Source organism: Streptomyces racemochromogenes (assembly GCF_039535215.1).
Lineage (GTDB): Bacteria > Actinomycetota > Actinomycetes > Streptomycetales > Streptomycetaceae > Streptomyces > Streptomyces racemochromogenes.
In genome coordinates this window covers 2,603,188-2,616,236 of record NZ_BAAAWT010000001.1, presented here as the reverse complement: position 1 = coordinate 2,616,236, position 13,049 = coordinate 2,603,188, and the positions used below count along the sequence as shown (strand labels likewise).

Here is a 13,049-nt window from a genome sequence, read left to right as displayed (position 1 = left end):
CCTGGCAGCCAACCCCCGTGCTGCCAGGGCCTTCACGTGTGCCCCCTACTGCTTCGGCAGGACCGGCCCCAGCAGCGAGGTGACCGCCGCCGTCGGCAGCTCCTTCACCGACGGCCCCTGCGTCAGGATCCCCGTCACCATCGTCGTGCCCACCGCCGGGAAGTCCGCGACCTTCGTCCCCACCCCGTTGTCCAGCGGATCCACCCCGGTGTGGGCCAGCGGGTTCACCTTCAGGTCCCCGAGCGGGTTCGCGATCCCGGCCACCGCCGCGTTCAGATCGGTCTCGGCCGCCTGGAGGTGGGTCTCCGAGGCCTGGGCCCCGCCCGCCGCCATCGCCAGGGCCGCCCCGGCCATGGACAGGCTCAGGCCGGCGGCGCGGAGCCGGTGCGGAGAGGGTTCGGATGCTGCGTGACGTGCCATGGTTCCCGCCTGTGGTCGTAGTCGCGTGCGCACACAGAGTAGTGGAGGGGGCGCCCCCGATTCCAACCCGCCGTGTGAGACCGGTCGCAGGGCATGTCCGCAGTGTGTTGATACGCCGGGTCATGCCTCACACTGGTCTCCCGTGAGCTGTTCATCTCCCCTTCCCACGCGCGTCGTGCTGCTGACCGGTCCCTCGGGTTCCGGCAAGTCCTCGCTCGCGGCCCGGTCGGGCCTCCCCGTACTGCGCCTGGACGACTTCTACAAAGAGGCGACGGACCCCACCCTCCCCCTGGTCGAGGGCAGCTCCGACATCGACTGGGACTCCCCGCTCTCCTGGGACGCCGACACCGCCGTCGCCGCCATCGCGGAACTCTGCGCCGCCGGCCGCACCGAGGTCCCCGTCTACTCCATCGCCTCGTCCTCCCGGACCGGCACCGAGACCCTCGACATCGACCGCACCCCGCTGTTCATCGCCGAGGGCATCTTCGCCGCCGACATCGCGGCCCGCTGCCAGGAACTGGGCCTGCTCGCCGACGCCATCTGCCTGCGCGGCCGCCCCTCCACCACCTTCCGCCGCCGCTTCCTGCGCGACCTGCGCGAAGGCCGCAAGTCCGTGCCCTTCCTGCTGCGCCGCGGCTACCGCCTCATGCGCGCCGAACGAGGCATCGTCGCCCGCCACGTCGCCCTCGGCGCCCACGCCTGCGCCCGCGACGAAGCCCTCGGCCGGCTGGCCGCCGCGGCCGCCGGACGCCACCGCACCCCCACCGCCATCTGACGGACCGGGCCCGCCCCCGGACAGCCCTGGATGGCCCCGGACACAGTGAAAAGGCGGGATCACGCGGACCCCCGGCCGCTTGATCCCGCCTCTTCTCCCCCTGCGGCCCCCGTCCCACCCCCGTAGGACGGGCCCCCCGGCCCCATGGTCTTTCCCGGTTACGCGACGAGCTCCCCGAAGGACTCCGCCTCGTCACGCCCGAAGCTCAGCACCTCGTCCTCCCGCAGCCGGCGCAGCGAGCGCCAGATGCTCGACTTCACGGTGCCCACGCTGATGCCCAGGATCTCCGCGATCTCCGGGTCCGTACGGCCCTCGTAGTACCGCAGCACCAGCATCGTCCGCTGCGGCTCCGGAATCCGGGCCAGCGCCTGCCACAGCACCGCGCGCAGCTCCGTACCCCGCATCGCGTCCGTGTCCGACGCCGTCTCCGGCAGCTCCTCCGTCGGGTACTCGTTCAGCTTCCGCCGACGCCAGGCGCTGATGTGCAGGTTCGTCATCGTGCGGCGCAGGTAACCGCCCACCGCCGCCTTGTCACTGATCCGGTCCCAGGCGCGGTACGTGGAGAACAGCGCGCTCTGCAACAGGTCCTCGGCCTCGTGACGGTCGCCGGTGAGGTGGAAGGCCGTCGCGAACAGCGCCGCCCGCCGCTCCTGCACGTACGCCGTGAACTCCGCCTCCGACGAGGAGGACGGGGCCGGCACCGCCGTGCGCTGCGCGGGAACCGCCTGGTACTGCTTCGCGTCAATGGCTGTGACGTGTGCCGGCCGCTGACGGGCGACCGTCACCGTACGGACACCCGCCCGGCGGTTCACATCGTGCAGCCGCGTGACAACCGCGCTGGTCGTGGTGCTGTGCAGCGTGTTCATCTCGCGCCCCCCGTCGTGGAGTCTGCTTCGGTCCGTCGTGTCGATGGGAAAAGACTGCCCGGCCGGTATAACCAGGGTGTCCGCCGACTGTCACAGGCCTGTCACAGCCACCCGTGCGCCAGACGATGGCGCGAATACGTCCCCCGCGATTGCCACCGCCCCGACGGTCGAACTGCGGACGGCCGATGGGACAGAATGAGCCCGTGCCCTTCCTGTTGCTGATCGAGGACGACGACGCCATCCGCACGGCCCTCGAACTCTCCCTGACCCGCCAGGGCCACCGAGTGGCCACCGCGGCGACGGGCGAGGACGGCCTGAAACTGCTGCGCGAGCAGCGGCCGGACCTGATCGTGCTCGACGTCATGCTGCCCGGGATCGACGGCTTCGAGGTGTGCCGGCGCATCCGCCGCACCGACCAGCTGCCGATCATCCTGCTCACCGCGCGCAGCGACGACATCGATGTCGTCGTCGGCCTGGAGTCCGGAGCGGACGACTACGTCGTCAAGCCCGTCCAGGGACGCGTGCTCGACGCGCGCATCCGTGCCGTACTGCGCCGCGGCGAACGCGAGGCGAGCGACTCCGCCACGTTCGGGACCCTGGTCATCGACCGGGCCGCCATGACCGTGACGAAGAACGGCGAGGACCTCCAGCTCACCCCCACCGAGCTGCGCCTCCTCCTGGAACTCAGCCGGCGCCCCGGCCAGGCCCTCTCCCGCCAGCAGCTCCTGCGACTGGTGTGGGAACACGACTACCTCGGCGACTCGCGGCTCGTCGACGCCTGCGTCCAGCGGCTGCGCGCCAAGGTCGAGGAAGTGCCCTCCTCACCCACGCTGATCCGGACCGTCCGGGGTGTCGGCTACCGGCTGGACTCCCCGCAGTGACCAAGGCCCTGTTCGCGGGCCGGCGCTGGACCAGCCTGCGGCTGCGCCTCCTCGTCGTGTTCGCGCTCGTCGCGCTCGTCGCCGCGGTCTCCGCGTCCGGCATCGCGTACTGGCTCAACCGCGAAGCCGTGCTCACCCGCACCCAGGACGCGGCCCTGGGCGACTTCCGCCAGGAGATGCAGAACCGGGCCGCGGCACTGCCCGCCGACCCGACGCCCGAGGAGATACAGCGCACCGCCGAACTCATGGCGGGCAGCAGCCCCGGGTACAGCGTGCTCCTCGTCCACGAACGCAAGGACGGCCGCAAGGTCATCGGCGCGGCGGGCGCGGTCCCCTTCGGGCTGAACGACGTACCGAAGTCCCTCCAGTACGCCGTCAACGACCGGCAGAAGACCACCGCCGCCAACGACGCCGAGTACCACATGTACTGGCAGCGCACGAAACCCCAGGGCAACCCGTACCTCGTTGGCGGCACCCGCATCGTCGGCGGCGGCCCCACCGGCTACATGTACAAGTCCCTCGCCACCGAACGCGACGACCTCAACGCCCTCGGCTGGTCCCTCACCATCGCCACCGGCCTCGCCCTCCTCGGCTCCGCGCTGCTCGCGCAGGGCGCGGCACGCACCGTCCTCAAGCCCGTGCAGCGCCTCGGGGACGCGGCACGCAGGCTCGGCGAAGGCGAACTCGACCACCGGCTCGACGTGTCGGGGACGGACGAACTGGCCGACCTGTCGCGCACCTTCAACCGCACGGCGGAGGCGCTGGAGAAGAAGGTCGCCGACATGAGCGCCCGCGAGGAGGCCAGCCGGCGCTTCGTGGCCGACATGAGCCACGAGCTGCGCACCCCGCTGACGGCACTGACGGCGGTCGCCGAGGTGCTGGAGGAGGAGGTCGAGTACCTCGACCCGATGATCGCCCCGGCGGTGGGCCTGGTCGTCAGCGAGACCCGGCGGCTGAACGACCTGGTGGAGAACCTGATGGAGGTCACCCGCTTCGACGCGGGAACCGCCCGGCTGGTCCTCGACGACGTCAACGTCGCCGACCAGGTCACCGCCTGCATCGACGCCCGCGCCTGGCTCGACGCCGTCGAACTCGACGCCGGCCGCGGGATCGTGGCACGCCTCGACCCGCGCCGCCTCGACGTCATCCTCGCCAACCTCATCGGCAACGCCCTCAAGCACGGCGGCTCGCCGGTGCGGGTGTCGGTGTGCGTGGAGGGGGAGTGGCTGGTCATCGCGGTCAGGGACAACGGCCCGGGCATCCCCGAGGAGGTGCTGCCGCACGTCTTCGACCGCTTCTACAAGGCGAGCGCGTCCCGGCCCAAGTCGGACGGCAGCGGGCTCGGCCTGTCGATCGCGATGGAGAACGCCCACATCCACGGCGGTGACATCACCGCCGCGAACGGGCCGGAAGGCGGGGCCGTGTTCACGCTGCGGCTCCCGATGGACGTGGGGGCGGTGATCGCCGGTGGCGGCGTGGAAGCGTAGGACTGCGACGCTGGTGACGGGGGTCCTCGCCGGGGTCCTCGCGTTGTCCGGATGCGGGATCCGGGCCACGACCGTCCCGGTCGACGTGGGCGCGGCCCCGTCCCGGGTGTCGTGCGAGACCGCCGGGCAGCCGGCGGGCCAGAGCGGCGTACAGGGCTTCCGGGCCACGCTGGAACTGGTCTGCGGCTCGCAGCTGGTCGGCGTGGAGCGCGTGGTGCCGGTACCCGAGAAGCGCGCTTCGCGGGACGGGGTCGTCATCATCGCGCAGGCGCTGCTGGAGGAACTGGAACGCAGCCCGTCGGCGGAGGAACGCGACGGCGGCTTCACCACCAGCGTCCCCGACCAGCTGTCGGCGTCCCCGGCCCGCCCCGGCGACCCGGCGGGAACGCTGCGGCTCAGCCGCAAACCGGAGGACCTGCCGCCGGTGGCGCTGGCCCAGATCGTCTGCACCCTCTCGGCGAGCGAGGCCGTCTCGGCCGGCCCGGGCCCGGTGGTCCTCGGCGGCCCGAACGCCGACCCGCCCCGCGCATGGGAGTGCACGGACGCGGTCCGCTCCCGCCCGGAGTCCGTCCCCACCCTGGGCGACCTGGCCAGCCCGACGCCGTCGCCGCCGGGCTCGCCGTCGCCGTCGCCTTCGGCGACGTAGGGGGCCTGCGGTCCGGGCCCGCTATCTCCCCCTCGAGGGGTGGGGGCGGGGCGGCGGTTGCCCACCCGCCCCCTTGTCTGCCCCCTTGTCTGCGGGCCGGGGGCCGGGTGGGCGGTGTCCCCACGGACCGGATCAGTGCGGGTTGGGGGTTTCCCGTCAGTCCCATCGTCCTTCCGGTTCGGGCCGGTCCCTCAAGGGCGCTCCTTCGTCGCGTCGCTACGCGATGGCCTTCGGCCACCCTTGACCGACCGACCCGAACCGGAAAGCCGAAAGACTGCCGGGAAACCCCCGAAGAAACGGGACGGACGATCCTTGGAGGAGCGGGCGTCTCAGCGATGAGACGAGGCGCCGGGGCCGGCCCGCCGGGCATCCGGGCCCCCCAAAGAGTCCAGATCCCGGACCAGGGGCGCGGCTACCCGCACGAGAGGTCGACCAAATCGACCTACGGAGCCCCCAGGCGCGACAGATCGCTACGCGCTCCTCATTTCTCGGCGTCCGACGGCCGTCTTGGGCTGGTCCGGGGCGGGTTCGACGTCGGTGGCTCATCGGACGCTGCCTTGAAGGTGCTGAGGAAGCGCTCCCAGCTGGTCGACGCCGCCGCGAACGGGACCGTCACGGCGGACCAGGTGGCGCGGGCGCACCCGGCGGTGAAGGCCGGTGTCCAGCGGGTAGCGTGGTGATCATGGTTGAGCTGCATCTGCTTCGTCGGGACCATGCTCCCGCGCTCCTCGCCTTCGAGCGGGAGAACCGGGCCTACTTCGCGGCGTCCGTCCCTGACCGAGGCGATGAGTACTTCGCCCGGTTCGACGACCGGCAGCGTGACCTGCTTGCCGAGCAGGAGGCCGGGGTCTGTTACTTCCACGTGTTGGTGGGTCCTGCGGGCAAGGTGTTGGGGCGGGTCAACCTGGTCGACGTGGCAGACGGCGGGGCCGAACTCGGCTACCGGATCGCAGAGCGGGCCACGGGCCGGGGGATGGCCACGGAGGCCGTGCGGGAAGTGTGCCGTCTCGCGGCCGAGGACTACGGATTGACCACCCTGCGGGCGGCCACCACGCTCGACAACAGCGCATCCCGCACCGTGCTGGCCCGTACAGGGTTCATCGTCACCGGTGAGACACAGCTCGCCGGCAGCCCCGGCCTGACCTACCTCCGCAGCCTCGAATCCCTTCCCCCTCCGCATGCCGACCAGCTGTGACACCGTCCGGCGCCCCGCCTATCGGCCGTCTGAGGTGCGCACATCAGCCCCAGGCGGTGGCCGGCCGCCGAGATGAGAGGAGCGCGTAGCGATCTGGCGCGCCTGTCGGATGCCTAGGTGGATCTGTTCGTCCTTTGGTGCGGGTATCAGCCCGGGGCGGTCGTGGGACGCTGAGATTCGAGGAGCGCGTAGCGATCTGTCGCGCTTGGGGGCTTCCCAGGTCGGTCTGATCAACCTCTCGTGCGGGTAGCCGCGCACCCGGCCCGGATTCCCGGCTCTTGAGGGCTCGGATGCCCGGCGGGCCGACGGCGCCCGGCCCCTCGTCTCGTCGCTGAGGGACCCGTCCGCCCTCCTCTGGACCGTGCCGTTTCTTTGGGGGTTTCCCGGCAGTCTTTCGGCTTTCCGGTTCGGGTCGGTCGGTCAAGGGTGGCCGAAGGCCATCGCGTAGCGACGCGACGAAGGAGCGCCCTTGAGGGACCGGCCCGGACCGGAAGGACGATGGGACTGACGGGAAGCCCCCGCGCCTCTCTGAGACCCCCCGAGGGGATTCCGCCCACCCCGCCCCCGCGCCGCAGGCCGCGTACCCGGACGCCGACGGCCCCCTCAGCCTGGGCTGAGGGGGCCGTCGGGGCGCGGCGCGGGTGGGTCAGAGGCCCATGGCCGCCGCGAGGTCCTTCTTGATGCCGTCCAGGATCTCCTGGCCCCGGGTGCGGGCGCTTGCCAGGTCGGAGGCCTCCGCCACCGGGACGACCACCTCCAGGTAGCACTTGAGCTTGGGCTCCGTGCCGGAGGGGCGGCAGATGACGCGGGCCTTGTAGTCGCCGTCCAGGTAGTAGCGCAGGCCGTCCGTGGGCGGGAGGGCGGCCGAGCCGAGCGACAGGTCCTCCGCCGAGACCACCCGCAGACCCGCCAGGGAGGCCGGGGGTTCGGCGCGCAGCCGCGCCATGGCGTTGGCGATGACCGACAGGTCCGAGACGCGGACCGACAGCTGGTCGGTGTGGTGCAGGCCGTGGGCCATCGCCAGGTCGTCCAGGAGGTCGGTCAGGGTGCGGCCCTGCTCCTTGAGCGTGGAGGCGAGCTCGGCGACGAGCAGGGCGGCGGTGACGCCGTCCTTGTCGCGGACGCCCTCGGGGTCCACGCAGTAGCCGAGGGCTTCCTCGTAGCCGTAGCGCAGGCCGTCTACGCGGGCGATCCACTTGAAGCCCGTCAGGGTCTCCTCGTAGCCGACGCCGGCCGCCTCCGCGATCCGGCCGAGGAGGGAGGAGGAGACGATCGACTCGGCGAAGACGCCCTGGGCGCCCTTGTGGACCAGGTGGGCGGCGAGCAGCGCGCCGACCTCGTCGCCGCGCAGCATGCGCCAGCCGCCGTTGTCCGGGACGGCGACCGCGCAGCGGTCGGCGTCGGGGTCGTTGGCGATGACGATGTCGGGCTGGACCTCGGCGGCCTTCGCGAAGGCCAGGTCCATGGCGCCCGGCTCCTCCGGGTTGGGGAAGGCGACCGTCGGGAAGGCCGGGTCGGGCTCGGCCTGCTCGGCGACGAGCACCGGCTCGGGGAAGCCGTGGCGGGCGAAGGCGGCGAGGACGACGTCCTTGCCGACGCCGTGCATGGCCGTGTAGACGGTCCGCGCGCCCCGGGGGGATCCGGGGGTCAGGACGGCGTCCGTGCGGGTCAGGTAGGCCTCCAGGACCTCCTCGTCGAGCTGGAGCCAGCCGTCCGCGGGCTGCGGTACGTCGGCCAGCGCGCCGACGGCCGCGATCCGCGCCGCGATCTCGGTGTCCGCGGGGGACACGATCTGCGAGCCGTCGCCGAGGTAGACCTTGTAGCCGTTGTCCCGGGGCGGGTTGTGGCTGGCGGTCACCTCGACGCCGGCGACGGCGCCGAGGTGCCTTATGGCGTACGCGAGGACGGGCGTCGGCAGCGGCCGGGGCAGGACGGCCGCGCGCAGTCCGGCGCCGGTCATCACGGCGGCGGTGTCGCGGGCGAAGTCCGCGGACTTGTAGCGCGCGTCGTAGCCGACGACGACGAGGCCGCCGTCGTGGCCCTGGGCCTTCAGGTAGGCCGCGAGGCCGGCCGCGGCGCGGATGACCACGGAGCGGTTCATCCGCATCGGGCCGGCGCCGATCTCGCCGCGCAGTCCGGCGGTGCCGAACTGGAGCGTGCCGGAGAAGCGGTCCGCGAGCTCGGCCGTGTCGCCGGCGTCGATCAGGGCCGCGAGCTCCGCCGCCGTCTCCGGGTCGGGGTCCTCGGCCAGCCAGGTCCGGGCCCGGGTGAGGAGGTCGTCCTGTTCCTGCACTGCTTCCGCCTTACCTCTCGTACGTCGTGCGTCGTGCGTCGTCGATGTCGATGCAGATCGATCGTCGGGTGCCGACCGGGCCGGGTCGGGTGCCGACCGTGTCGAGTCGGGTGCCGACCGGGCCGGGTCGGGTGCCGACCGTGCCGATCAGATGCGGTCGAGGACCTGCGTCAGCAGCGTGCCCATGCGGGCGGCGGAGTCGCGGCCGGCCTGGAGGACCTCTTCGTGGTTCAGTGGCTCGCCGGACAGGCCCGCGGCCAGGTTGGTGACGAGGGAGATGCCGAGGACCTCGGCGCCGGCCTCGCGGGCGGCGATGGCCTCGAGCACGGTGGACATGCCGACCAGGTCGGCGCCCATGACGCGGATCATGTTGATCTCGGCCGGGGTCTCGTAGTGCGGGCCGGGGAACTGGACGTAGACGCCCTCTTCGAGGGTCTCGTCGATCTCCTTGCACATCGCGCGCAGGCGCGGCGAGTACAGGTCGGTGAGGTCCACGAAGTTCGCGCCGACGATCGGCGAGGTGGCCGTCAGGTTGAGGTGGTCGCTGATCAGGACGGGCTGGCCGGGCTTCATGCCCTCGCGGAGGCCGCCGCAGCCGTTGGTGAGGACGACGGTCTTGCAGCCGGCGGCGACGGCGGTGCGCACGCCGTGGGCGACGGCGGCGACGCCGCGGCCCTCGTAGAAGTGGGTCCGGCCGAGGAAGACCAGGGCGCGCTTGTCGCCGATCTTGTACGAGCGGATCTTGCCGCCGTGGCCCTCGACGGCGGCGGGCGGGAAGCCGGGCAGCTCGGTGACGAGGAACTCGGACTCGGGGGCGCCGAGCGCCTCTGCGGCGGGGGCCCAGCCGGAGCCCATGACGAGGGCGACATCGTGGGATTCGACGCCGGTGAGCTCGCGGAGGCGGGCGGCGGCGGCGTCGGCGGCGGCGAAGGGGTCGGTAACAGATGCGTTCACGCAGACGAGCGTAGCCGCTTATCGCCTACGCGCGTAGATGGCGCAGCTCACGGTGTTCGGATCGTTGCCTTGTCGTTTCCGCCGAATCGTCCCCCTCCGCCCCTGCGGGCGGGCCGCGGCGCGGGTCAGCAGGGGCGCTTGCGGAGTTCCATGACGTAGTCGTGCGGTGCGCCGGCGGACTCGGCGGCGTCGGCGATCTCGCCCAGGTAGCGCGCGGAGGGCAGGCCGCCCTCGTAGCCGTTGAGGACGTAGCACCAGGCCGCCTCCTCGCCGTCCAGGGTGTGGACGCGGATCCGCATGCGGCGGTAGATGTCGAGGCCGACACCCTCCCAGCGGTCCATGGAGTCCTCGTCGAGCGGGGCGATGTCGTACAGCGCGACGAAGACCTGCTGGCGGGGGGCCTCCACGACGGTGGCGAGGGCGCCTTCCCAGCCCATCTGCTCGCCGCCGAAGGTAAGCCGCCAGTCGTTGATCCAGCCCGTGCCGCGCAGCGGGGAATGGGGAGCGCGGCGCGTCATCAGCCGCGGGTCGAGGTTGCCGGCGTACGCGGCGTAGAGCGACATGAGGTCGAGGGTACGGGAGGCTCGCCCCGGCACGCGTGTCCGGATGGTGCGAGCACCTTGATGCGTGCGGGACAATGGGGCACGGAATGCATCCCCCGGGGAGAACCCCCGGACCACCGGCCGGGGCGGCAGCCGGCCGGGTAGACGTGAGGCGGACTTTTCGTGACCCGGATCGTGATCATCGGCGGCGGACCCGGCGGGTATGAGGCAGCCCTGGTGGGGGCCCAGCTCGGCGCGGAGGTGACCGTCGTCGACTGCGACGGCCTGGGCGGGGCGTCGGTGCTGACCGACTGCGTGCCCTCGAAGACCCTCATCGCGACCGCAGAGGTCATGACGACCTTCGACTCGTCGTACGAGGAGCTGGGCATCGTCGTCGCGGACGACACCCCGCACATCGAGCAGGCGGCGCGCGTCGTCGGCGTCGACCTCGGCAAGGTGAACCGGCGCGTGAAGCGCCTCGCGCTGGCGCAGTCCCACGACATCACCGCGTCCGTGACCCGGGCCGGCGCCCGCGTCATGCGCGGCCGCGGCAAGCTCGGGGGCCCGCAGGGCATCGACGGCACGCGGGACGTCATCGTCACCGCCGCCGACGGCACCGAGACGATCCTCACCGCCGACGCCGTCCTCATCGCCACGGGCGGCACCCCCCGCGAGATCCCGGACGCGATGCCCGACGGGGAGCGGATCCTGAACTGGACCCAGGTCTACGACCTGGAGGAGCTGCCCGAGGAGCTGATCGTGGTCGGCTCCGGTGTGACCGGTGCCGAGTTCGCCGGCGCGTACCAGGCGCTGGGCTCCCGGGTGACCCTGGTGTCCTCGCGCGACCGCGTGCTGCCCGGCGAGGACCCGGACGCGGCCGCCGTGCTGGAGGACGTCTTCCGCCGCCGCGGCATGAACGTCATCGGCCGTTCGCGCGCCGAGTCCGCCAAGCGGGTCGGCGACCGGGTCGAGGTCACCCTCTCCGACGGCCGCGTGATCACGGGCACCCACTGCCTGATGGCGGTCGGCGCCATCCCGAACACCAAGAACATGAACCTGGAGGAGTCCGGGGTCCGGCTCAAGGAGTCCGGGCACATCTGGACCGACAAGGTCTCGCGCACGTCCTCGCCCGGCGTGTACGCCGCCGGTGACGTGACGGGCGTGTTCGCGCTCGCCTCCGTCGCCGCCATGCAGGGCCGCATCGCGATGTACCACTTCCTCGGCGACGCGGTGGCCCCGCTGAACCTGAAGACGGTCTCCTCGAACGTCTTCACCGACCCCGAGATCGCCACCGTCGGCTACACGCAGGCCGACGTGGACGCCGGCAAGATCGACGCCCGTGTGGTGAAGCTGCCGCTGCTGCGCAACCCGCGCGCCAAGATGCAGGGCATCCGGGACGGCTTCGTGAAGATGTTCTGCCGTCCGGGCACCGGGATCGTGGTGGGCGGCGTCGTCGTCTCGCCGCGCGCGAGCGAGCTGATCCACCCCATCTCGATCGCCGTCGACAACAACCTGACCGTCGAGCAGATCGCAAACGCGTTCACCGTGTACCCCTCGCTGTCCGGTTCGATCGCCGAAGTGGCCCGCCAGTTGCACACCCGCAAGGCGGGCGGCGAGGCGTAGCGGGTCCCGCTCCCAGGCTCAACCGCCCCTTCCCGTACGCGGGTTGGGGCGGAAGTCGTGGTGGGGCGGGAGAGCGTGGTGGTGGCGGCCGGCAGCGGGTCCGCCGCGTATACCACTCACCGGACCGCCGTATGGACAACTTCGGTATTCCGGCGCAAGGAGCTGAAAGCAGACGGTCGTTGGGGTTACTGTCAGTTTCGTGTTCGCTGCTGAACGTCGCCAATTGATCCTCGAAATGGTGCGGGCCAACGGTGCGGTATCGCTCCGGGAGCTCGCCCGCGTCGTCCAGACCTCCGAAGTGACCGTACGGCGGGACGTGCGGGCGCTGGAGGCAGAAGGACTCCTCGACCGCCGGCACGGCGGTGCGGTCTTGCCGGGCGGTTTCACGCGGGAGTCCGGCTTTCCGCAAAAGTCCCATCTCGCGACGGCGGAGAAGACCGCCATCGCCGATGTCGCGGCCGGCCTCGTCGAAGAAGGCGAGGCCGTCGTCGTCGGCGCGGGTACCACGACCCAGGAGCTGGCCCGCCGGCTCGCACGGGTGCCCGGTCTCACCGTCGTCACCAACTCGCTGCTCGTCGCCCAGGCGCTGGCGCACGCCAACCGGGTGGAGGTGGTGATGACCGGCGGCACGCTGCGCGGCTCGAACTACGCCCTCGTGGGCAGCGGCGCCGAACAGTCCCTCCAGGGGCTGCGGGTCTCCCGGGCCTTCCTGTCCGGCAGCGGCCTGACCGCCGAGCGCGGGCTCTCCACCTCCAACATGCTCTCCGCGAGCGTGGACCGGGCGCTGGTGCAGGCGGCGGCGGAGGTCGTCGTCCTGGCCGACCACACGAAGCTCGGCACGGACACGATGTTCCAGACCGTGCCGACCGACGTGATGACGCGGCTGGTGACGGACGAGCCCCCGCAGCACGACGAACGGGCCGCGACGGAGCTCCAGGCGCTGGCCGACCAGGGCGTGCAGATCACCGTGGCCGGGTCGGCGCCGGTGGCCGGGGGCCACGGGGGCGCCGGGGGCGGTGGGGAGGGGATGCCGGGGCGCAGGCCGCGCCGGGAGTCCCCGCTGCCGGTCCAGCGGCGCGGCGGGCCGACCGCGCAGCTGCGCAGCGCGCCGGCGTCGCTGCTGGAGCAGCAGGCGGGGGAGCGGGCGCGGGTCGCCGACATGCGGCGCCGCTAGCCGCTCCGGTGCCCCGGGTCCCTGCGGGGCCGTTCCCCTACCCGCCCTTCGCCCGTTCCCCGGGGCTGCGCCCCGGCCCCCCTGGGGGCTCCGCCCCCAGACCCCCGCGCCTCAAACGCCGGCGGGGCTGCATGTGGGCACCGGGGCGCGGCCGGAAACGTCAAGGCCCCCCGCCCGGGGATACGGGCGGGGG

13 protein-coding genes are annotated in these 13,049 nt (G+C 72.4%); 8 read left to right on the top strand and 5 right to left on the bottom strand.

The window, feature by feature from the left end; all coding sequences use genetic code 11:
- Nucleotides 1-45 precede the first annotated feature (45 nt).
- The gene (locus ABD973_RS11855; protein ID WP_125822215.1) at nt 46-420 is read right to left on the bottom strand and encodes a hypothetical protein; all 375 of its coding nucleotides are present in this window, start codon (nt 418-420) and stop codon (nt 46-48) included.
- Between ABD973_RS11855 and ABD973_RS11850 the strand changes: the two genes are divergently transcribed.
- Nucleotides 419-1,195, top strand: a complete 777-nt coding sequence (locus tag ABD973_RS11850; protein WP_241253355.1) for a uridine kinase family protein — start codon at nt 419-421, stop codon at nt 1,193-1,195. The genes ABD973_RS11855 and ABD973_RS11850 overlap by 2 nt on opposite strands.
- 158 nt (nt 1,196-1,353) lie before the next feature.
- Here the strand turns inward: ABD973_RS11850 and ABD973_RS11845 are convergent, their stop codons facing one another.
- Complete coding sequence (locus ABD973_RS11845) at nt 1,354-2,061, bottom strand: SigE family RNA polymerase sigma factor (RefSeq protein WP_125822216.1); 708 nt, start codon at nt 2,059-2,061, stop codon at nt 1,354-1,356.
- A gap of 203 nt (nt 2,062-2,264) precedes the next feature.
- Between ABD973_RS11845 and afsQ1 the strand changes: the two genes are divergently transcribed.
- The 5 genes from afsQ1 to ABD973_RS11820 all read left to right on the top strand — a co-directional run bounded on the left by afsQ1 (nt 2,265) and on the right by ABD973_RS11820 (nt 6,270).
- The gene (gene afsQ1, locus ABD973_RS11840; RefSeq protein ID WP_007266078.1) at nt 2,265-2,942 is read left to right on the top strand and encodes a two-component system response regulator AfsQ1; all 678 of its coding nucleotides are present in this window, start codon (nt 2,265-2,267) and stop codon (nt 2,940-2,942) included.
- The gene (locus ABD973_RS11835; protein WP_125604936.1) at nt 2,939-4,429 is read left to right on the top strand and encodes a sensor histidine kinase; all 1,491 of its coding nucleotides are present in this window, start codon (nt 2,939-2,941) and stop codon (nt 4,427-4,429) included. Before afsQ1 ends, ABD973_RS11835 begins: the two co-directional genes overlap by 4 nt.
- A gap of 13 nt (nt 4,430-4,442) precedes the next feature.
- The gene (locus ABD973_RS11830) at nt 4,443-5,075 is read left to right on the top strand and encodes a hypothetical protein (RefSeq protein ID WP_345500088.1); all 633 of its coding nucleotides are present in this window, start codon (nt 4,443-4,445) and stop codon (nt 5,073-5,075) included.
- A gap of 557 nt (nt 5,076-5,632) precedes the next feature.
- Nucleotides 5,633-5,755, top strand: coding sequence for a hypothetical protein (locus ABD973_RS11825; protein WP_277607509.1), 123 nt, complete (start codon nt 5,633-5,635; stop codon nt 5,753-5,755).
- Nucleotides 5,756-5,757: 2 nt separating this feature from the next.
- Complete coding sequence (locus ABD973_RS11820) at nt 5,758-6,270, top strand: GNAT family N-acetyltransferase (RefSeq protein WP_345500087.1); 513 nt, start codon at nt 5,758-5,760, stop codon at nt 6,268-6,270.
- A gap of 646 nt (nt 6,271-6,916) precedes the next feature.
- Here the strand turns inward: ABD973_RS11820 and ABD973_RS11815 are convergent.
- The 3 genes from ABD973_RS11815 to ABD973_RS11805 all read right to left on the bottom strand — a co-directional run bounded on the left by ABD973_RS11815 (nt 6,917) and on the right by ABD973_RS11805 (nt 10,080).
- Nucleotides 6,917-8,563 (bottom strand): phospho-sugar mutase, encoded by a 1,647-nt coding sequence (locus ABD973_RS11815; protein WP_125822219.1) that lies wholly within the window; start codon nt 8,561-8,563, stop codon nt 6,917-6,919.
- Between the two features lie 147 nt (nt 8,564-8,710).
- Complete coding sequence (locus ABD973_RS11810) at nt 8,711-9,517, bottom strand: purine-nucleoside phosphorylase (RefSeq protein ID WP_007266086.1); 807 nt, start codon at nt 9,515-9,517, stop codon at nt 8,711-8,713.
- 125 nt (nt 9,518-9,642) lie between these two features.
- Complete coding sequence (locus ABD973_RS11805) at nt 9,643-10,080, bottom strand: gamma-glutamylcyclotransferase family protein (protein ID WP_125603982.1); 438 nt, start codon at nt 10,078-10,080, stop codon at nt 9,643-9,645.
- A gap of 162 nt (nt 10,081-10,242) precedes the next feature.
- Between ABD973_RS11805 and ABD973_RS11800 the strand changes: the two genes are divergently transcribed.
- Nucleotides 10,243-11,682, top strand: coding sequence for an NAD(P)H-quinone dehydrogenase (locus ABD973_RS11800; protein WP_125603983.1), 1,440 nt, complete (start codon nt 10,243-10,245; stop codon nt 11,680-11,682).
- A gap of 235 nt (nt 11,683-11,917) precedes the next feature.
- Nucleotides 11,918-12,856, top strand: a complete 939-nt coding sequence (locus ABD973_RS11795; protein WP_241253590.1) for a DeoR/GlpR family DNA-binding transcription regulator — start codon at nt 11,918-11,920, stop codon at nt 12,854-12,856.
- Nucleotides 12,857-13,049 lie beyond the last annotated feature (193 nt).

Excerpts from the sequence above, each read along its gene's own strand:
- ABD973_RS11850 (WP_241253355.1), top strand. The coding sequence starts at position 419 with ATGGTTCCCGCCTGTGGTCGTAGTCGCGTGCGCACACAGAGTAGTGGA.
- ABD973_RS11855 (WP_125822215.1), bottom strand. The coding sequence starts at position 420 with ATGGCACGTCACGCAGCATCCGAACCCTCTCCGCACCGGCTCCGCGCC.
- ABD973_RS11845 (WP_125822216.1), bottom strand. The coding sequence starts at position 2,061 with ATGAACACGCTGCACAGCACCACGACCAGCGCGGTTGTCACGCGGCTG.
- ABD973_RS11820 (WP_345500087.1), top strand. The coding sequence starts at position 5,758 with ATGGTTGAGCTGCATCTGCTTCGTCGGGACCATGCTCCCGCGCTCCTC.
- ABD973_RS11805 (WP_125603982.1), bottom strand. The coding sequence starts at position 10,080 with ATGTCGCTCTACGCCGCGTACGCCGGCAACCTCGACCCGCGGCTGATG.
- ABD973_RS11795 (WP_241253590.1), top strand. The coding sequence starts at position 11,918 with ATGGTGCGGGCCAACGGTGCGGTATCGCTCCGGGAGCTCGCCCGCGTC.